The organism is Halomonas sp. ANAO-440 (assembly GCF_019915905.1).
Taxonomy (GTDB): Bacteria; Pseudomonadota; Gammaproteobacteria; order Pseudomonadales; family Halomonadaceae; genus Halomonas; species Halomonas chromatireducens.
Genome location: NZ_JAHXBV010000004.1, coordinates 101,192 through 120,737, shown reverse-complemented (window position 1 = coordinate 120,737; position 19,546 = coordinate 101,192). Strand labels below are relative to the sequence as shown.

15 protein-coding genes are annotated in these 19,546 nt (G+C 64.6%); 10 read left to right on the top strand and 5 right to left on the bottom strand.

The genetic code is table 11. From position 1 onward, the window contains the following. Positions 1-119: 119 nt before the first annotated feature. From KZO25_RS03815 to KZO25_RS03795, 5 genes are all read right to left on the bottom strand, one after another. Positions 120-854: a hypothetical protein gene (locus KZO25_RS03815; RefSeq protein ID WP_223135937.1), complete on the bottom strand. Its 735-nt coding sequence runs from the start codon at positions 852-854 to the stop codon at positions 120-122. 114 nt (positions 855-968) lie between these two features. After that, positions 969-2,312 carry a nicotinate phosphoribosyltransferase gene (locus tag KZO25_RS03810; RefSeq protein ID WP_223135936.1) on the bottom strand — a complete coding sequence of 448 codons (1,344 nt, stop codon included), beginning with the start codon at positions 2,310-2,312 and terminating at the stop codon, positions 969-971. Next, positions 2,309-2,875, bottom strand: a complete 567-nt coding sequence (locus KZO25_RS03805) for a nicotinamidase (protein ID WP_223135935.1) — start codon at positions 2,873-2,875, stop codon at positions 2,309-2,311. Before KZO25_RS03805 ends, KZO25_RS03810 begins: the two co-directional genes overlap by 4 nt. 90 nt (positions 2,876-2,965) lie before the next feature. Next, a complete protein-coding gene (locus tag KZO25_RS03800; protein ID WP_066444572.1) occupies positions 2,966-3,901 on the bottom strand; it encodes a 2-hydroxyacid dehydrogenase in 936 nt (311 codons plus the stop codon). 30 nt (positions 3,902-3,931) lie between these two features. Then, on the bottom strand, positions 3,932-5,338 hold the full coding sequence (locus KZO25_RS03795) for a PLP-dependent aminotransferase family protein (RefSeq protein ID WP_223135934.1): 1,407 nt from the start codon (positions 5,336-5,338) through the stop codon (positions 3,932-3,934). A gap of 195 nt (positions 5,339-5,533) precedes the next feature. On the opposite strand from KZO25_RS03795, the gene doeA reads away from it, so the two are divergent. From doeA to eutB, 10 genes are all read left to right on the top strand, one after another. Next, positions 5,534-6,733, top strand: a complete 1,200-nt coding sequence (doeA, locus tag KZO25_RS03790; protein WP_066444567.1) for an ectoine hydrolase DoeA — start codon at positions 5,534-5,536, stop codon at positions 6,731-6,733. A gap of 176 nt (positions 6,734-6,909) precedes the next feature. Then, on the top strand, positions 6,910-7,923 hold the full coding sequence (gene doeB / locus KZO25_RS03785; RefSeq protein WP_223135933.1) for a N(2)-acetyl-L-2,4-diaminobutanoate deacetylase DoeB: 1,014 nt from the start codon (positions 6,910-6,912) through the stop codon (positions 7,921-7,923). Further along, positions 7,923-8,396, top strand: a complete 474-nt coding sequence (locus KZO25_RS03780; RefSeq protein ID WP_223136116.1) for an Lrp/AsnC family transcriptional regulator — start codon at positions 7,923-7,925, stop codon at positions 8,394-8,396. The genes doeB and KZO25_RS03780 overlap by 1 nt, the downstream gene beginning before the upstream one ends. A 187-nt stretch (positions 8,397-8,583) precedes the next feature. Continuing rightward, positions 8,584-9,453, top strand: coding sequence for a carbon-nitrogen hydrolase family protein (locus tag KZO25_RS03775; protein WP_223135932.1), 870 nt, complete (start codon positions 8,584-8,586; stop codon positions 9,451-9,453). 152 nt (positions 9,454-9,605) lie between these two features. Further along, a complete protein-coding gene (locus KZO25_RS03770; protein WP_066449259.1) occupies positions 9,606-11,078 on the top strand; it encodes a biotin carboxylase in 1,473 nt (490 codons plus the stop codon). Positions 11,079-11,122: 44 nt separating this feature from the next. Beyond that, positions 11,123-12,121 carry a C45 family autoproteolytic acyltransferase/hydolase gene (locus KZO25_RS03765; protein ID WP_262488831.1) on the top strand — a complete coding sequence of 333 codons (999 nt, stop codon included), beginning with the start codon at positions 11,123-11,125 and terminating at the stop codon, positions 12,119-12,121. A gap of 64 nt (positions 12,122-12,185) precedes the next feature. Further along, complete coding sequence (locus tag KZO25_RS03760; protein ID WP_223135930.1) at positions 12,186-14,990, top strand: aminotransferase class I/II-fold pyridoxal phosphate-dependent enzyme; 2,805 nt, start codon at positions 12,186-12,188, stop codon at positions 14,988-14,990. Positions 14,991-15,176: 186 nt separating this feature from the next. Beyond that, a complete protein-coding gene (locus KZO25_RS03755; RefSeq protein WP_223135929.1) occupies positions 15,177-16,670 on the top strand; it encodes an NAD-dependent succinate-semialdehyde dehydrogenase in 1,494 nt (497 codons plus the stop codon). A gap of 274 nt (positions 16,671-16,944) precedes the next feature. Then, positions 16,945-18,369, top strand: coding sequence for an aminotransferase (locus KZO25_RS03750; RefSeq protein WP_223135928.1), 1,425 nt, complete (start codon positions 16,945-16,947; stop codon positions 18,367-18,369). Positions 18,370-18,495: 126 nt separating this feature from the next. After that, complete coding sequence (gene eutB, locus KZO25_RS03745; protein ID WP_223135927.1) at positions 18,496-19,491, top strand: hydroxyectoine utilization dehydratase EutB; 996 nt, start codon at positions 18,496-18,498, stop codon at positions 19,489-19,491. The last annotated feature ends 55 nt before the right edge of the window (positions 19,492-19,546 follow it).

Here is a 19,546-nt window from a genome sequence, read left to right as displayed (position 1 = left end):
GCCGGGCGGCACAAAGCGCCACACTCTAGCAGCCTTTTGCGGCGAGTGCTGCCGTCGGCTCGACCGGCCTCGATCGAGCCGACGGGGCACTCACCGGGAAGAAGCGATCATGCAGCGTGTCAGGGGGCTTGGGTGTCGAGGGGTGTATCGAGAGAGGTGAGCCGCAGCCGGCTCTTGCGCTTGCCGTCGCGGCGATAGTCCACGGCCAGCAACAAGCCGGGAAGCTCGGGGTGGAAGTGGAAGGTCATCGTCCTGTCAGGCGTTTCCGGGTCCATCACCTCGACCTTGACCGCCTCGAACTTGCCGGCCGGGAGGCTCAGCGTCTCTCGGTCGTGCACCCGGTAGTCGAGGGACTCCTCACGGCCACGATGATCCTGATAGACCAGGCGACAGCCGGCCTCCTCCTGGCAGCTGCCATTCAGGGCGCTCAGGGAGAGGTCGAACAGGGCGGCCTGACGATCGGGCAGCTCGCTCAGCTCGTCGCTGCCGAGCCGGTAGTCGCCGCCGATGCCGAGCAACGAATAACCGCTGGCGTAGTTCACCGAGCGAACGCCATCCGGGGTCAGGAAGAAGCGGCTGCGTTCATTGCCGCGAGCCACGGCGATGGAGGCATTCATTCGGCTCTGCCAGTGATGGTTGTCCCGGATCAAGCGGTGCTCGATGGAGGCGTTGGGCCAGCCGCTCACCTCCAGCCGGTATCGCGCGTCGAAGGGCTGGGGAGTGACCCGGCGTTCGGTATCGCTGACCGACGCGGGCTTGGCAGCCGTCGGGGCCGCCATGGCCTGGGCGCTGCCCAGCGACAGCAGTAGCAGCGGCAAGGCCAGCATGGTGAGAGGGCGCAACAGTCGGTTCATGGGACTCAACATGGGATGGTGAGGAAAGGAGTGACGAAGTGACAAGGAGTCTGAGCACGGGAAGGCACCCTGGGTTCCCCGATGCACGCTTGTTGCATGTTCTCCGGGACGCCATCACCGCTGCTGCAGGCGCTTCAACTGCTCGCTGAGCTTCACCGGGTAGTTGCTCTCGCCCGGTGCGAGCCGGGTCAGCGCCTCGGGCATCTCCGCGAGAGAGTTTCGGACCCGTTCACGGGCATCGGCGGCCATGGCCATGACCGACTCGTCCAGCTTGCCGCCCTGTACCAGGGGCACCAGCAGCGGTTCGCCATCGACGATCGCTTCGTCGCGGCTGGCGATGATGTCGCCGGCATAGCGGCCCTGGGCGTCCCGTCGCCGGTAGAGCTGCTTGCGCCCGGGCAGGTTGACCTTGCCCGTCGAGTGCTTGACCCGGGGTATGCCCGCATACTCCACCAGCTTGTAGGAGAGGTCGATGACCGGCGCGTCGGCCGAGACCCCCATCTGCGTGCCCACGCCGAAGGCGTCGATGGGCGCCCCGTCCTCGACAAGCTCCTGGATCCTGTATTCATCGAGGCCACTGCTGGCGATGATCTTGATCTCTTCGAAGCCGGCCTCGTCAAGCAGGGTGCGGGAGCGGTGAGCGAGTTCGCCCAGGTCGCCGGAGTCGAGTCGAATCGCACTGACGCGCAGGTCGGGCTCCTCCGCCATCAGCTCGATGACCATGCGGACACCCTCCAGGGTGTCGTGGGTATCCACCAGCAGGGTGGTGTCCGGATAGTGGCGGGCGAAGGCACGGAAGGCCTCGCGCTCGCTGTCATGGGCCAGGATGTAGCTGTGCGCCATGGTGCCGTTGATTTCCAGGTCGTGGCGCAGCCCGCCCAGCACGTTGCTGGTGGCGGCTAGGCCCGCGGTACGGTAGGCGCGCACCCCGCGTACCGCCGCGTCGACACCGTGCATGCGGCGCATGCCGAAGTCGACCACCGGCCGGCCCTGGGCGGCCATGACGAGGCGCACGGCCTTGGAGGCCAGCACCGTTTCCAGCTGCACCAGGTTCATGATCAGGCTCTCGAGCAGCTGTGCCTCGGCAATCGGTGCATCCACTTCCAGGAAGGGCTCGTTCGGGAACACCGGCGTCCCTTCCGGCAGGGTCCAGATATCGCCGGTGAAGCGCCAGCCGGCCAGCCAGTCGAGGAAGGCATCGTCGAACTTCCCGGTGCCGGCCAGTCGGCTCAGGGCGGATGACGAGAAGCGCAGCCGACTGGCCAGTGCGGCGGCATGCTGCTGGCCGCAGGCGAGCATGAAGCGCCGGGTGGGCGGCAGCTTGCGAAAGTAGAGGCTGAAGGTGGCCCGCTCCTGCATCGACTCCTTCCAGTAGGCCTGGAGCATGGTCAACTGGTAGAGGTCGGTGAGCAGGGCCAGGTCGCCGTCATCCACCTGTACGGAGACGTGCTGACTCATTGGCGAACCTCGATGCCTTCGGCTTCCAGCTCACGAATGCAGCGGCCCCGGGCCTCGGGGTCGACGGGCGCCGTCAGCCCGGCCAGCAGCACGACCTCGAAGCCTTCCTGGCGTGCTTCCTTGGCGGTGGCCAGCACGCAGACGTCCATGGCCAGGCCGCACACCACCACGCGACGGATGCCTCGGTCGCGCAGGTAGCCGCCCAGGCCAGTGCCGTCGAAGGCCGAGTAGGCATCGACATCGAAGGCCGTGGCCTTGCTGACGCGGATGGTGTCGTCGGTGAAGTCGAGGTCCGGGTGGAAGGCTGCGCCGGGGGTGTCCTGTACGCAGTGCACCGGCCAGGCGCCGCCGCGATGTTCGAAGCTGGCATGGTCGATGGGGTGCCAGTCGCGGGAAGCGACCACCAGCGCACCGGCGGCACGGGCGGCCTCTATCTCGGCATTGATGCCTGGAACCAATGCCTTGCCACCCTCCACCGGCAGGGCGCCGTCTTCGCAGAAGTCGTTCTGCATGTCCACGACCAGCAGGGTGTCTTGCTTACGGTAGTCCAGTTGCGTCGTCATCGTGCACCTCCAGGGAGGGCGATGGGTATGGCTTTCAGACTATCTCCTATCTCGCCGTACTTGTAGGGATGAGGTCGAGGCCGTGGCGATTCAATAGCCGGCGCTGGGGTTCACGGTCTCGAGCGTTTCGCCCGCTTCGAAGGCCTCGATCAGTTCGGCGACCTGCCCCACGGCTTCCTTCAGCGGGGTAGGGCCGGCCATGTGCGGCGTTATCCATACCCTCGGGTGTGACCAGAGCGGGTTTTCCCGGGGCAGCGGCTCCTCGGGAAAGGCATCGAGCAAGGCGCCGCGAATCCGGCCCTCGGTTTCACCTTCCCCCAGCGCCTCCAGCAGTGCCACTTCATCGATCAGGGTGCCGCGCCCGGGATTGATCAGGCTGGCACCTTCCGGCAGGGCGGCCAGTGTCTTGGCATCGATGATATGCCGGGTCTCCGGGGTTCCGGGTAGCAGCAGCACCAGGGTGCGTACTCGACCGAGCAGTTCAGGCAAGCCGTCGTCACCGTGGTGGCAGGTGATGCCGTCGAGCCGCTTGGGAGAGCGACTCCAGCCGTGGACCGGAAAGCCGTCGGCGGCGACCATCCTGGCTACCTTGGCGCCGATGGCGCCGAGGCCCAGCACGCCCACCGGCCAGTCACCCTTGTCGTCAACGGCATGCTCCCGCCATTCACGGTGGGCCTGCTGACGACGATAGCGGTCAAAGTCGCGCTGGAAATGCAACACGCCGTAACGCACGTAGTCACCGATCAGCTCGGCCATGCCGGCATCGCGCAGCTTGACGATGGGCACGCCCTCGGGCAGGCCGGGGTTGTTGAGCAGGGCGTCGACACCGGCGCCCAGGTTGATGATCCCCTTCAGGTCGGCGTGCTCCCGCAGCAGCGACTCGGGCGGCTTCCAGGCGGCCAGGTAGTCGATATCCCGGCGTTGGTGGGCGGGTGCATCGCTGGTGACGATCTCGGCGCCAGGCAGATGCTCGGCCAGGGCGTCGCGCCAGCTGGCCGCCTCGTCGATATGGATCAAGATACGCATCAGTATGTCCTTCTCCTTGTTGAGTGAAGGTCAGTAGATAATCTGCATCATCGGTGGGGGAGACTCATCGAGCAAGATTGCCAGTCGCTTCAGACCCTCCTCCAGACGCTGCAGGTCCTGTTCTGCCCCCAGGCTCACTCGGATGCGACGCGGGGGCGGCGTCTGCTCCACCATGAACGGTACCGCGGTGGTAATGGCCAGGCCCTCCTGTTCGGCCTGCTGCTGCATCTCCTCCGCTCGCCAGGCATCGGGGAGTGTCACCCAGACATGCAGGCTGGTGGGGCGGGATGTAAAGGCGTGATGGCCCAAGAGTCGGGAGACAAGTTTCTGGCGCTCGCCCAGCAGCTCCCGCTGTTCGGCGGCCATGGTCTCGATGCTGCCGTCGGCGATCCAGCGGTCGGCTAGCTCGAAGATCAGCGGCGTGGCCATCCAGGTGGTGGCCCGCATCCGCGGCAGCACGTGGTGCAGTTGGCCGCGGGGCACGGTCAGGTAGCCAGCGCGCAGTCCCGGCACGGTGATCTTGGTCATGCTGGTGACATGAAAGCCGAGCTGGGGAATCCGGGCGGTCAGGGATGTCAGGCTAGGGGCCTCGAGCAGGGCATGCACATCGTCCTCGATCAGCCACACCCGATGACGCGCAAGTACCTCGGCCACGGCGTCACGGCGGGCCTCGCTCATGGTCGCGCCGGTTGGATTCAACTGGGTCGGCGTCAGGTACACCGCTCTCGGCTTGAAACGATGACACGCCGATTCCAGCGCCTCAGGAATAATGCCTTCGCTGTCGATGGCCACGCCGCGGAGCTGGAAGCCCAGGGTGCGCGACAGGGCGACCAGGCCATGGTCGGTGAGGGCCTCGGTGAGGACCAGGTCGCCATGCTGCACCACGCTTGCGATGGCCAGCATCAGACCATGGGCCGCGCCGTTGCAGAGAATCCTGTCGTCCATCTCGCCGGGCACACCGAGTCGGGACTGCAGCCAGGCGCTGGCCCGCTCGCGCTGGTGAGGTAGTCCGGCGATGGGGCGACAGGCGGTGATTACGTCGGGGCTGGCATGGTCCGCCAGTTCCATCAGCGCCTGGCGAAAGCGCAGGTGGTGCCCGGGCGGACAGACCGGATGGGCGATGGAGAGGTCGATCAGGGCGCTCTCATGACGTGGCTCATGACCGCGTAGATAAGCGGACTCCCGGGCATCATCCAGGGCATTCACCCAGGTGCCGCTGCCGACTCGCGCCTGTACCAGGCCCATCTTCTCGGCCTGGGCGTAGGCCCGTGAAACGGTTTGCACGCTGACGGCGAGGTTTTCGGCCAGCTGTCGATGAGGTGGCAGGCGGGTGCCCGGGGTGAGCTCCCCCAGGCGAATTGCCTCCGACAAGGCGCGGGCAATGGCCAGGTACTTGGGACCGGTGTCGGTCAAGTAGGGAGTCAGATCAATTGTCATGATGCAATAAAGCCTTTGACCGCCAGCAGAGGTGTGGTGCTAGTATCAGCTTAGCGACATTGACCGGAAATTGTCATGATTTTCCTCGTGAATAATCATGACAATAATCGCTCTTCGACCGGTGTCGACAACCCCTGGTCCGGCCCTCTCCCCATGGAGACGGCCGGTTATTGGTGATGCTATGGCGAACGCTTCATGAATCAGGTCTCTCTGCCCTTCACTCGTCAGGAATATGCCACCCGGCTGTGGAAGGTCCGGGCCGAGATGGCTAGCCGAGGCATCGACGTGTTGATCATCAGCGACCCGTCCAACATGGCCTGGCTGACCGGCTATGACGGCTGGTCCTTCTATGTGCACCAGTGCGTGCTGGTGGGGCTGGAAGGAGAGCCGGTATGGTATGGCCGCCGCATGGACGCCAATGGCGCATTGCGGACCTGCTGGATCGATCCGGACAACATCACCTACTACCCCGATTACTATGTCCAGAATCCCGACATGCATCCCATGGATTACCTGGCCCAGTCGATCATGCCCGATCGCGGCTGGCACCAGGGTGTGGTGGGCATGGAAATGGACAATTACTACTTCTCGGCCAAGGCGTACCAGTGCCTGCTGCGCGAACTGCCCCATGCCCGCTTCCTGGATGCCAATGCGCTGGTCAACTGGTGTCGGGCGATCAAGTCACCCCAGGAAATCGCCTACATGCGCATCGCCGGCAAGATCGTTGAGGGCATGCATACGCGTATCCTCGAAGTGATCGAGCCCGGCCTGCCCAAGAGCAAGCTGGTTTCCGAGATCTACCGGGTCGGTATCGAGGGCTGGGTGGATGATACCGGTAAGGTCTTTGGCGGCGACTATCCCGCCATCGTGCCCATGCTGCCCACCGGCAAGGATGCGGCAGCGCCTCACCTGACCTGGGACGACACGCCATTTCGCGAAGGCGAAGGCACGTTCTTCGAGATTGCCGGTGTGTTCAAGCGTTACCATGCGCCGCTGTCGCGCACCGTGTTCCTGGGGCGGCCGCCCCAGGATTTCATTCGTGCCGAATCGGCGCTGCTGGAGGGCATCGAGCGCGGCCTGGCCGTGGCCAAGCCCGGCAATCGCACCGCCGATATCGCCATGGCGCTGGGCTCGGCAATGGACAAGTACGGCTTCGACCGGGGTGGGGCGCGCTGCGGCTATCCTATCGGTATCTCCTATCCACCCGACTGGGGTGAGCGCACCATGAGCCTGCGCCCCTCCGACGAGACCATCCTGCAGCCGGGCATGACCTTCCACTTCATGCCTGGCCTGTGGCAGGACGAGTGGGGCCTGGAGATCACCGAGAGCATTCTGATCACCGAGACAGGCTGCGAAGCGTTGGCGAACTTCCCCCGCCAGCTGTTTGTGCGCTGAGTGCCAGCGACAACCGGCCACAGCGAGGGGCGCCGGGGATAGGCCGAAAGGGAGGTCCGAGGCCAGGGATGGCCGAGGTAGCGCCCATGGAAGGGTTCACAGCGCCTCCCTGAAGGCCTATCGCCGGAATAGCCCCGAGCGGCTGCCCGCTATGATAGAACAAGGAGTTCCAGACAATGACCAAGCGCCCAAGCCCGATCAGTGCCACCGTCGACTTCGATGCCGACGGCGTCCAGCACGGCTTCCTCAAGCTGCCCATCTCCGTGGACGAGTCCGCCTGGGGAGCGGTGATGATCCCGGTGACCGTGGTCAGGAACGGTGAGGGTCCCACGGCCCTGCTGACAGGCGGCAACCACGGCGATGAGTACGAGGGCATTACCTCGCTGCTCAAGCTGTCGAACACCCTGCGCGCCGAGGACGTCAGCGGCCGGGTCATCATCGTACCCTGCATGAACACCCCGGCGGTGATGGCCGGCAAGCGCACCTCGGGGCTGGACGGAGGCAACCTCAATCGCAGCTTTCCCGGCGACCCCAACGGCAGCGTGACCGAGAAGATCGCCGACTACTTCACCCGGGTGATGGTGCCGATGTGCGACGTGGTGCTCGATCTCCACTCCGGTGGGCGCACCCTGGACATCATCCCCTTCGGGGCTTCCCATGTGCTGGAGAATCCCGACCAGCAGCGCCAGGCCCTAGAGGGTGCCAAGGCCTTCGGCGCGCCCTACGCCATGATGATGTTCGAGCTCGATGCCGCCTCGCTGTTCGACACCGTGGTAGAGGAGCAGGGCAAGATATTCGTGGCCACCGAGCTGGGCGGCGGCGGCACCTCGACGCCGGAGAGCCTGGCCATCACCGAGCGCGGCATCCGCAACTTCCTGATTCATTTCGGGCTGATCGAGGGCGAGGTGGAAATGCCCGCCGAGCCGCAGATCTATCTCGATATGCCCGATGCCAGCTGCTATGTGCAGAGCGAGCACTCGGGGCTGCTCGAGCTGACCCTGACGCTGGGCGACGTGGTCCGGAAGGGCGATGTGATCGCCCGGGTCTACGATCCGGCCCGCAGCGGCACGCCACCGGTAGAGTATCGTGCCGGCCGCAGCGGCGTGCTCGCGGCCCGACGCTTTCCTGCCCAGGTCAACATGGGCGATACCATTGCCGTGATTGCCGAAGTCGTGGAGTCGCTGGGGTGATGAAGCTCGATCGCTATGATCTGAAGATCCTCGAGATCCTCTCCCGGGACGGGCGCATTACCAAGTCGAAGCTGGCCGAGGCGATCAACCTCTCGGTCAGTCCCTGCTGGGAGCGTGTGCGTCGCCTGGAGAAGGCCGGCATCATCGAAGGCTACAGTGCGCGTATCAACCCCGAGGCCCTGGTGCGACGCACGCCGGTCTGGGTACAGATCGAGCTGAAGCAACACAACGCGGCAAGCTTCGCCCGCTTCGAGGCACTGGTCCACGCCACACCGGAGGTGACCGAATGCGTGGCGGTGGGAGGCGGGGTGGACTACCTGATGAAGGTGGAAGCCGACTCCGTCGATGCCTATCAGCGCCTGATCGATGCCTGGCTGACCTCCGAGACCGGCATCGAGCGCTACTTCACCTACATCGTCACCAAGAGCGTCAAGCAGAAGAGCGCCCACACGCTTCCCGAAGGCCTGGCCTGAATCATCGGCTGGGCTACGGCGACACTTGAGAAAGCATCGTTGATTACATGTTGATGGATTTGGCTTAAGCTTGAGGCGAGCCTTTGCTCACCTGTGCCGGGCGATCCCGCTGACGCTTCCTTGATGACGTTGACCGCACAAGACAGCGCCCCGGATGTACCGAGATCGCCTACGGAGACGAACGACAATGTCCTATTTCACCATTGCCGGTGTGCAGATGCATGCGCTGCACCACGGCGACAATACCGAAGCGATGCGACACCGTGTCGACGTGTTGATGAGTCGCTTTCCCCAGGTCCAGATGGTGCTGTTCAGTGAGCTGATGCCCCTGGGGGCGTCACCGCACCATGCCCAGGCGATGCCCAGCGCCGCCGAGGCGATGTTCTGCCAACTGGCCGAGCAGCACCGCATCTGGTTGATTCCCGGCTCCATGTTCGAACGGGTCGGCGAGAGCGTCTACAACACCCTGTCGGTGATCAATCCACATGGCCATGTCGTGGCCCGCTATCGCAAGCAGTTCCCCTTCCTTCCCTACGAGGCGGGCGTGGAGAGCGGCAGCGAGTTCGTGACCTTCGATGTGCCCAACGTGGGCCGCTTCGGGGTGTCGATCTGCTACGACATGTGGTTCCCCGAGACCACCCGCACTCTGGCCGCCATGGGGGCGGAGGTGATCCTTCATCCCACCATGACCGATACCATCGACCGCGATATCGAACTCTCCATTGCGCGAACCAATGCGGCGGTCAACCAGTGCTATTTCTTTGATATCAACGGCGCCGGTGCCATCGGTAACGGGCGTTCTATCGTGGTAGGCCCCTCCGGTGACGTCATCCACCAGGCGGGCACCGGCGAGGAGATCATGCCCATCGAGGTGGACATGAACCGGGTGCGCCGCGAGCGCGAAACCGGCCTGCGTGGTCTCGGTCAGCCGTTGAAGAGCTTCCGCGACCGTAGCGTCGACTTCTCGGTGTACCGTAGCGAGAACGGTGGCACTGCGTTCCTGGACACCCTGGGGCCGTTGGCCAAGCCCCTGCGAGCCGACATCGAGGAGTACTGACGGCACCAAGAGCCAGGGGAGAAAGCATGCTGGAGGCCTTGATTCGTGCCCTGCGCCGTTTATTTGGCCAGGCTCCGGCGGCGGGCTTTATCCCGCCGCCGTCCAATGGACCCACCCCGACGGAGGGTTCCTCCACTGATGGAGCGACTAAAATGCGCAAGATAACAACCATTGCCGACGTTCGCCGCCATTTTCTCAGCAACAAGGAGCCGATCTACTTCATTTCCGCCACCAACTTCAATCTGCTTGGCATCGGCGATTGGGTGGGCAGCTTCCGTCACATCAACTACATCGACTGCTTCGATGGCCAGCAGCGCAACGTCTTTGTGCCCAAGGAGAAATTCCCCCGGGACTTCGAGAGCATCGAGGACATCAACAACTACCTGCTCGAGCACAAGGAGGTGATCGACTTCATCGGTTCCCGAGCTGATGGAGAGAGCGCCGGTGTGGCCGCCTTCCTGATGTTCGACGAACATACTGAGGAGGTCTGCAAGCAGCTGGGGCTGCGGGTCGCCTTCCCTCCCGCGGCACTCCGGCAGCGCATGGACAACAAGATCGAGACGGTGCGCATTGGCAACAAGGCCGGCGTGCCCAGCGTTCCCAATGTCCTGGCCAAGGTTGGCAGCTATCAGGAACTGTGCGAGGTAAGCCAGGAGCTGGGCAATGATCTGGTGGTACAGACCGCCTTCGGCGACTCCGGCCACACCACCTTCTTCATCGCCAGCGAAGAGGACTACTACAAGCACGCCGAGGAGATCGAGGCCGAGCCCGAGGTCAAGATCATGAAGCGCATCAACTGCCGCGGCTCGGCGATCGAGGCCTGTGCCACCCGCTGCGGAACCGTGGTAGGCCCGCTGATGACCGAGCTGGTCGGCTTCAAGACGCTGACGCCCTACAAGGGGGGGTGGTGCGGCAACGAGATGTTCGCCGGCGCCTTTACCCAGGAGATCCGCGACAAGGCCCGTGAGTACACCTTTCTGTTCGGCGAGGCCCTGCGCGAGGAGGGCTACCGCGGCTACTTCGAGCTCGACTTCCTGATCGACATGGACAACGGCGAAGTCTACCTGGGCGAGCTCAACCCGCGGGTCACCGGCGCTAGCTCGTTGACCAACGTGGCCGCCTTCGCCCACTCCGATATTCCGCTGTTCCTCTTCCACCTGCTGGAGTTCTCGGATCTCGATTTCGAGCTGGACATCGAGGAGATCAACCACCGCTGGTCGCATCCCGACAGCGTCGATAGCTGGAGCCAACTGGTGATCAAGCACACCGACGAGAGCGTCGACCTGCTTACCCAGGCCCCGCGTACCGGCGTGTGGAAGATGGCCGAGGATGGCAGCATCGGCTACGACCACTACAGCTACCACCCCCACGCCGCCGAGAACGACCAGGAAGGTTTCTTCCTGCGCATCAGCGGCGCCGGCGACTTCCGCTACGAGGGGGCGGATCTCGGTATCCTGATCACCCGCGGCCGGTTGATGGACGATGACTTCCAGCTCACCGAGCGCGCCCGTGCCTGGATCGACGGCATTCGCGGCCAGTATGCCGGCCAGTCGCTGCAGGACCCGGTGGTGGAGGAGGTGGCCGTCAGCCATGCTGTCGGTGGCGGCAACTTCAAGATTCTCTGAGCGGAGTGAAGCGGCGCCACCCTGCGGTGGCGCGGATGCCTGATATGGAGAAGACGCTGATTTTTCGCACCGTCCGCGAGGAGAGCCCGGGCGCCAAGTGGCAGTCGCTGTTCGACTACCACTGGCCGGCCTATGAGCAGTGGTACCTGGCCGAGGGCGAGCGTGAGCGTCCGGCCTATCTGGCCTGCTACAACGCCCTGCGACAGCATATGCCGGAATTGCTGGATACCTACCGGGCCCTCTGCGACCTGGCCGGCGGCGGTGATCTGGCCGCGCGGCTGCTCAGTCTCTATCGGCCGCCTCCCTATATCACCGGCTGCTCCCAGGCGGTGCTGGCGCGCAGCGACACCACCGTGCTGGCGCGCAACTACGACTACCCGCCAGAGCTCTGCGAAGGGACCATCCTGTACACCAACTGGAACGGGCGTGGCGTCATTGCCATGTCCGACTGCCTCTGGGGGGTCCTCGATGGCATCAACGACAGAGGCCTTTCGGTATCGCTGGCCTTCGGCGGCCGCAAGGTGGTGGGGGAGGGCTTCGGCGCGCCGATCATCCTGCGCTACATTCTGGAGTTCTGCGATACGGTGCCGGAGGCTGCCGCCGTGCTGGCCCGGGTGCCGACGCACATGGCCTACAACATCACCGTGGCCGATGCCGCCGGTCGCTATGTCACGGCGATGATCGCCCCGGACCAGCGTGCCAGCATTCGCCGCGTACCGGTGGCCACCAACCACCAGAAGAAGATCGAATGGTATGCCCATGCGCTGGCCTCCGAGACCCTGATCCGCGAGCGCCAGCTGTCGATCCTGGTGGACGACGAGGCGACGACCGAGGAGCGCCTGGTCTCGGCCTTCTTTTCGCCGCCGCTGTTTCGCCACGACTACCGGCGCGGGCTGGGGACCGTCTATACCGCGGTCTACCGGCCCCGGGACGGGCATGCTCAGTATCACTGGCCGGGAATGTGGCTGAAACTCTCCTTCGATCACTTTCCGGAGCAACAGCTGACCGTGCGCTACGGCGCGCGCGGCCTCAATGCAGGCTGAGTCTCGCCGGGTACCTGCCCAGGCGGTCGACAACAATCAATAACGAACGGGATGGGGTGTCGTCATGCAAGAGACCAGTCAATCCGAATCGTCCTATACGGTGCCTGAAACGGCCTATACGGCGCTGGGTTTCTACCACAAGATCTCACAGCTGCGAGCCGATACCTGGAACGCCCTCAAGCGGGACCTGGGCATTCTGGTCAAGCTCAACGATGAGAGCCGGGCGAAGAACCTGATAAAGGCCATCGACGTCAAGCTCACCCGGCTGGAGATCATCGAGGACTACCACGCCTTCCCCTCCAAGGAGGACTTTCGTCATCTCTGGTCGCTCTTCGACCGCGACGAATACGTATTGCTGGAGAAGGTGGTCAAGCGCCTGGTTCGTGCGCTGATCAGCGAATCCTACCGTCGTCGCCATGTCGATCTCAGCGACAGCGACGCCAATGCCGAAGACCTGGAAACCCTGGATGCCCTGGCCCAGCTGCGGCGTGGCCATCCGGCCTCCAACAGTGCCGCTCAGCCCTACTTCGAGCTGTTGATCGTCGACAACCTTTCCCCACAGGAAGAGGAAGTCGTGCGCGAGGCTTTCCGCAACATGCGTCGCCCCGAGGACAAGTTCGTCTACGACGTGGTCACCGTGCGCAGCTTCGAGGATGCGCTGATCGCGGTGCTGGTCAACCCCAACATCCAGGCCTGCCTGATCCGCTACGAGTTCCCCTACAAGTCGAAGTACAACCTGAGCGCGCTGCGCAACTACCTGGAGGGGCTGTCGGAGAAGGAGCTGGAGAACCAGACCGAGGCCGAGCGCAGTATTCTGCTCAGCTCGATGATTCACGAACTGCGCCCGGAGATAGACCAGTTCCTGGTCACCAGTGGCGACGTCGAGGCCACGGCCAGCCGCGACATCCGCTACTTCAACCGTATCTTCTATCGCGAGACCGACTACATCGAGCAGCACCACACCATTCTGCGGGCCATCGACAATCGCTACCGCACGCCGTTCTTCGATGCCCTGCGCGAGTACAGCAAGAAGCCCACCGGGGTCTTCCACGCCATGCCCATCTCTCGGGGGAAGTCGGTGACCCGCTCCCATTGGGCCGGCCAGATGATCGACTTCTACGGCATCAACATCTTCCTCGCCGAGACGTCGGCGACCTCCGGCGGGCTCGATTCGCTGCTGCAGCCCTACGGGCCGATCAAGAAGGCCCAGGAGTACGCGGCCCGGGCCTTCGGTGCCCGGCAGAGCTTCTTCGTCACCAACGGCACCTCCACGGCCAACAAGATCGTGGTCCAGGCGCTGGTCAAGCCGCGGGACATCGTGCTGGTCGATCGGGACTGCCACAAGTCGCACCACTACGGCATGGTGCTGGCGGGTGCCCACGTCAGCTATCTCGACTCCTATCCGCTGCATGACTACTCCATGTACGGCGCGGTGCCGCTGCACGAGATCAAGAAGACCCTGCTGGGCTACAAGCGCTCGGGTCAGCTGCACAAGGTGAAGATGCTGCTGCTGACCAACTGCACCTTCGACGGCGTGGTCTACAACGTGCGCCGGGTGATGGAGGAGTGCCTGGCGATCAAGCCGGACCTGGTGTTCCTGTGGGACGAGGCGTGGTTCGCCTTCGCCTCCTTCAACCCCACCTACCGGCCGCGCACTGCCATGAATGCGGCACGCACCCTGAGAGAGCGCTACCGCAGTGACAAGTACCGGGAGGAGTACGCGGCCTGGAAAGCCGAGTTCGACGAACTCGATCCGGACGACGACGCCACCTGGCTGGAGCGTCGGCTGATGCCCGACCCGGATCAGGTGCGTATCCGCGCCTATGCCACCCACTCCACCCACAAGACCCTGACTTCGCTGCGCCAGGGCTCGATGATCCACGTCTTCGACCAGGACTATCGCCAGAAGGTCGAGGCCCCGTTCCACGAGGCCTACATGACCCATACCTCCACCTCGCCCAACTACCAGATCGTGGCGTCGCTGGATGTAGGGCGCATGCAGGCGGAAATGGAGGGCTTCGAGCTGGTCCACGCCCAGGTCGAGGCGGCGCTGTCGCTGCGCGAGCAGCTCTACAGCCATCCGCTGCTGCAGAAATACTTCCGCGTATTGAAAAACAAGGACATGGTGCCGGCGGAATACCGCGAGTCCGGCGTCGAGTCCTACTACGACCCGGTGACGGGCTGGAACAAGATGGAGGAGGCCTGGGCCCGGGACGAATTCGTCGTCGACCCCAGCCGCATCACCATCGCCATCGGTGCGACCGGGGTCGATGGCGATACCTTCAAGAACGAATTCCTGATGAACAAGTACGGCATCCAGATCAACAAGACCTCGCGCAACACCGTGCTGTTCATGACCAACATCGGCACCACCCGTGGCTCCATCGCCTATCTGCTGGATGTGCTGATCAAGCTGGCCAAGGAGTTCGACAATCTCTGGGAGGACAGCAGCCGGCCGGAGCGCAAGATCATCGAGAACCGCGTCCACTCCCTGACCCAGGAGCTGCCGCCGCTGCCAGATTTCAGCCGCTTTCACGATGCTTTTCGCCCCGATGCCGAGAGCGCCACGCCGGAAGGAGACATCCGCCGGGCCTATTTCCTCAGCTACGACGAGGAGAATACCGAGTACCTGCGCTTCGACAACGGCGAGCTGCAGGGCCAGATGCGGTCGGGGCGCGACGTGGTCTCGGCGAGCTTCGTGATTCCCTACCCCCCGGGTTTCCCGGTACTGGTGCCGGGGCAGGTGGTCAGCGAGGGGATTCTTCACTTCCTGCAGGCGCTGGATGTCACCGAGATCCACGGCTACCGGCCGGAGCTGGGGCTGCTGGTGTTTACCGAGGAAGCATTGAGCGAGCCTCCCGACAGCTGAGCAGAAAAAACGGCATTTCCGCCCGTCACGACAAAAAAAACCGTATCGGGAGCCTCGATGATCGGAAAGTCCTGATCCCGCTTAGCCCTTACCCTGTAGACATCGGGCAGCCATTGGCTGCCCGCCATATTTTGTCATCACCGGCCATTCGTCAGGCAGGACCAGCCGGTGTCAGGGGAGGTGCCCATGAAACTGTCCAAGACGCTGTCCGCTCGAATCGAAGATCCACGCCTGTTCCGCCAGTATGCCTATGTGAATGGCAAGTGGACCCACGGCGAGGGGGGCCGCGAGGAGGCCGTGTTCGACCCGGCCACGGGCGAGGCGATCGGCCATATTCCCTGGCTGGAAGCCCACCAGATTCGTGAAGCCGTGGACGCCGCCGAGGCTGCCTTCGTTCACTGGCGGGCGCTGCGTGCCGACGAGCGCTGCGAGCGTCTCCTGGCCTGGTACGACCTGATTCAGGCCAACCGCGAAGACCTGGCCACCATCATGACCCTGGAGCAGGGCAAGCCGCTGCCCGACGCCCGCGGCGAAGTCGAGTACGGCGCCAGCTTCGTGCGCTGGTTCGCCGAGGAGGGCAAGCGTACCTTCGGTGAGACCATTCCCAGCCACATCCCCAACGCGGCGCTCGGCACCCTCAAGGAACCCGTTGGCATCGCGGCGCTGATCACGCCCTGGAACTTCCCGCTGGCGATGATCACCCGCAAGGCCGCCGCCGCCATGGCGGCGGGCTGCCCGGTGATCGTCAAGCCGGCCGGCGAGACCCCTTTCTCGGCGCTGGCGCTGGCCGAACTGGCCGAGCGTGCCGGTATCCCGGCGGGTATCTTCAACGTCGTGCTCGGCGATGCCCCCGAGGTGTCGAAGATTCTGTGTGCCGAGGAGCGCGTCAAGGCGCTCTCCTTCACCGGCTCCACCCGGGTCGGGCGGCTGCTGATCGATCAGAGTGCCGGCACCGTCAAGCGGCTCTCCATGGAGCTCGGCGGCAACGCGCCCTTTATCGTCGCGCCGGACATGGACCCCAAGGAAGCGGCCTTCGCCGCCGTGGCGGCCAAGTTCCAGACCGCCGGCCAGGACTGCCTGGCGGCCAACCGCATCCTGGTGCATGAGTCGATCCACGACGAGTTCGTCGAGCACTTCGTCGAGCGCATGGCGGCGCTGACCGTGGGCAACGGCCTGGAGAGCGAGATCGACCTGGGCCCGCTGATCCATCGCCAGGCGGTGGACAAGGCCGCCGCCATCGTCGACGATGCCATCTCCCGGGGCGCCAGGCTGGTGGCCGGCGACCAGAACCAGGCGCCGGGGCCCAACTTCTTCATGCCCGTGCTGCTCACCGGGGTGACCCGGGATATGCAGGTATGGCGCGAGGAAAACTTCGCACCGGTGGCCGGCGTTACCGCGTACAGTGACGACGACCAGGTGATCGAAATGGCCAACGACACCGAATATGGCCTGGCGGCCTACGTCTACACCCATGACATTCGCCGCATCTGGAAGATGCTGCGGGCGCTGGAGTTCGGCATGGTCAGCGTCAACTCGGTGAAGATGACCGGCCCGCCCGTACCCTTCGGCGGCGTCAAGCAGTCCGGCCTCGGCCGCGAGGGCGGCATTACCGGCATCGACGAGTACCTGGAGACCAAGTATTACTGCCTCGGCGGCCTGGGGTCTGTTTCTGGGAGCTAGCCGAGCAAGGGGCCGGGATGGGCCGTCGAGCGATATCTACCCAAAGGACGCTGGAGCAAGCGAAGCGGCGCGCGGCGATCGACAGGGATGTCGATCGAGGACTGGCAAGAGGGACCTTGTTCCAGTCCGACGCGCAAGCCGCAAGCGTAGCTCCAGGGTTTCGTCCTTGGGCATCGCGAGAGGGTCTATGCCGGGTAGCGTTGCATTCAGCGATACTAACGAATTGAACATCACCCCGCAGCGGCGGGGCTTAGAACTTAGAAGAGAGAACCGCATGAGCCAGCAGCACAAGGATCTGATCGATCGTGACCGCAAGGTGACCTTCCACGCCTCCACTCACCTGCGTGACTTCGCCCACGGCGACGCCCCGGGCCGGGTGATCACCGGCGGCAAGGGCATTCACATCGTCGACAAGGATGGCCGCGAGTTCATCGACGGTTTTGCCGGGCTCTACTGCGTCAACATCGGCTACGGTCGCACCGAGGTGGCCGAGGCCATCTACCAGCAGGCGCTGGAGCTCTCCTACTATCACACCTACGTGGGCCACTCCAACGAGCCGCAAATTGCGCTCTCCGAGAAGATCCTCGCGCTGGCCGGTCCCGGCATGTCCAAGGTCTACTACGGCATGTCGGGCAGCGATGCCAACGAGACCCAGCTGAAGATCGTGCGCTACTACAATAACGTGCGTGGCCTGCCGCAGAAGAAGAAGGTCATCTCGCGCATGCGCGGCTACCACGGCTCCGGCATCGCCTCAGGCTCGCTGACCGGGCTCAAGGCGTTCCACGACCACTTCGATCTGCCCATCGACACCATTCGTCATACCGAGGCGCCGTTCTACTACCAGCGCGCAGCGGAGCTGGAAGGGATGTCCGAGCAAGAATTCTCGAAGCACTGCGCGCGCAAGCTCGAGGAGATGATCCTGGCCGAAGGGCCCGACACCGTGGCCGCCTTCATCGGCGAGCCGGTGCTGGGGACCGGCGGTATCGTGCCGCCGCCGGAAGGTTACTGGACGGAGATCCAGGCAGTGCTGGCCAAGTACGACATCCTGCTGATCGCCGACGAAGTGGTCTGTGGCTTCGGGCGGATCGGCGCCGACTTCGGCAGCCACTACTACGGCATCAAGCCCGACCTCATCACCGTGGCCAAGGGCCTGACCAGCGCCTACCAGCCGCTCTCCGGCGTGATCGTCGGCGACCGCGTGTGGAGCGTACTCGAGCAGGGCACCGGCGAATATGGTCCCATCGGCCACGGCTGGACCTACTCCGGCCACGCCCTGGGCTGTGCCGCGGGCCTGGCCAACCTGGCGATCATCGAACGCGAAGGGCTGACCGCCAACGCCGCCGAGACCGGCGCCTACCTGCAGCAGCAGATGCAGGCCGCCTTCGGCGATCATCCGGTGGTGGGCAACGTGCGTGGCGTGGGCATGCTGGCCGCCCTGGAGTTCTCCGTCGACCCGGCCCGGCGTCAGCACTTCGATGCCGCGCACAAGGTCGGCCCGCGTATCGCCGCCGCCGCGCTGGACGAGAACCTGATCGCTCGCGCCATGCCCCAGGGCGATATCCTGGGCTTCGCGCCGCCGCTGACCACCACCCGCGTCGAAGTCGACGAGATCGTCGCCCGTGCTCGGCGCGCTGTGGACAAGGTCACCGACCAGCTGGTCCGCGAGGGCGTGGTCAAGGCCACCATGACCGTCGGCTAATACCGGTACCTGCCGCGGGTCTCCGCGGCAGGAATCGCTATATTTCCTATACTCCCAGTCAGTACATCAGCCGGGCCCTTGTGGCCCGGTTCCGCGTTTGTCCCGCGAAGAGTGAAAGGGGTGACCATGCTGCCACGCCATGGGGTGACGCCAGCCCTGATCTACGAGGCGCGCCGACGCATTGCCGACCAGGTGGTACGCTCGCCGCTGATCCACTCGACGGCGCTCTCCGCGCGCTTCGATGCCGACATCTACCTGAAGCTGGAAACCTGCCAGCCGAGCGGTGCCTTCAAGCTGCGCGGCGCCACCAACATGATCGCGGCGCTGATCGAGCGCCACGGCCGCGATGGCCTGGCTGCGGGTGTGACCACGGCCTCCACCGGCAATCATGGACGGGCAATGGCCCTTGCCGCGGCGCGGTTCGGCGTGCCGGCGACGATCTGCCTGTCGCACCTGGTGCCGGCTAACAAGGTGGCCGCCATCGAGACGCTGGGCGCCGAGGTTGTCCGGGTGGGCGAGAGCCAGGACGAGGCCTTCGGCGAGGTCGAGCGCCTGGTGCGCGAGCGTGGCATGACCCTGATCCCGCCCTTCGACGACCCGTTGATAGCAGCCGGGCAGGGCACCATCGGCCTGGAACTGATGGAGGACGCACCGGATCTCGACCGGGTGATCGTCGGGCTCTCCGGTGGCGGCCTGCTGGGCGGCATTGGTGCTGCGGTGAAGGCCATACGCCCCGGGACCCTGATCACCGGTGTCAGCCTGGCGCGCGGGGCGGCCATGTGGGAAAGCCTGCAGGCGGGTCGCCCCGTCGAGGTGGAGGAGGTCGAGAGCCTGGGCGACTCCCTGGGCGGTGGCATCGGTCTCGACAATCGCTGCACCCTGGCCCTGGTGGGCGAAGTCATGGATGACCACTACCAGGTCTCGGAGCCGGCCATCGCCCATGCCATGGTCGATATCCTGGAGCACGAGAAGCTGCTGGTGGAAGGAGCCGCCGCGGTCGGCCTGGCGGCCATGGCGGAGCATCGGATCGAAGTGCAAGGACAGCGGGTGGCGCTGATCCTCTCCGGTAACGGTGTATCGCTTGAAACCTTTGACCGGGCAAGGATGCTGACAGGCCGATAGGGTGGTGGATGGTTAACGATTGAATCGCTTCCCGGCAGCCCCCATGCTGAGGGGA

Coding starts and splice junctions, on each gene's coding strand:
- KZO25_RS03815 (WP_223135937.1), bottom strand. CDS start 854: ATGAACCGACTGTTGCGCCCTCTCACCATGCTGGCCTTGCCGCTGCTA.
- KZO25_RS03810 (WP_223135936.1), bottom strand. CDS start 2,312: ATGAGTCAGCACGTCTCCGTACAGGTGGATGACGGCGACCTGGCCCTG.
- KZO25_RS03805 (WP_223135935.1), bottom strand. CDS start 2,875: ATGACGACGCAACTGGACTACCGTAAGCAAGACACCCTGCTGGTCGTG.
- KZO25_RS03800 (WP_066444572.1), bottom strand. CDS start 3,901: ATGCGTATCTTGATCCATATCGACGAGGCGGCCAGCTGGCGCGACGCC.
- KZO25_RS03795 (WP_223135934.1), bottom strand. CDS start 5,338: ATGACAATTGATCTGACTCCCTACTTGACCGACACCGGTCCCAAGTAC.
- doeA (WP_066444567.1), top strand. CDS start 5,534: ATGAATCAGGTCTCTCTGCCCTTCACTCGTCAGGAATATGCCACCCGG.
- doeB (WP_223135933.1), top strand. CDS start 6,910: ATGACCAAGCGCCCAAGCCCGATCAGTGCCACCGTCGACTTCGATGCC.
- KZO25_RS03780 (WP_223136116.1), top strand. CDS start 7,923: ATGAAGCTCGATCGCTATGATCTGAAGATCCTCGAGATCCTCTCCCGG.
- KZO25_RS03775 (WP_223135932.1), top strand. CDS start 8,584: ATGTCCTATTTCACCATTGCCGGTGTGCAGATGCATGCGCTGCACCAC.
- KZO25_RS03770 (WP_066449259.1), top strand. CDS start 9,606: ATGCGCAAGATAACAACCATTGCCGACGTTCGCCGCCATTTTCTCAGC.
- KZO25_RS03765 (WP_262488831.1), top strand. CDS start 11,123: ATGGAGAAGACGCTGATTTTTCGCACCGTCCGCGAGGAGAGCCCGGGC.
- KZO25_RS03760 (WP_223135930.1), top strand. CDS start 12,186: ATGCAAGAGACCAGTCAATCCGAATCGTCCTATACGGTGCCTGAAACG.
- KZO25_RS03755 (WP_223135929.1), top strand. CDS start 15,177: ATGAAACTGTCCAAGACGCTGTCCGCTCGAATCGAAGATCCACGCCTG.
- KZO25_RS03750 (WP_223135928.1), top strand. CDS start 16,945: ATGAGCCAGCAGCACAAGGATCTGATCGATCGTGACCGCAAGGTGACC.
- eutB (WP_223135927.1), top strand. CDS start 18,496: ATGCTGCCACGCCATGGGGTGACGCCAGCCCTGATCTACGAGGCGCGC.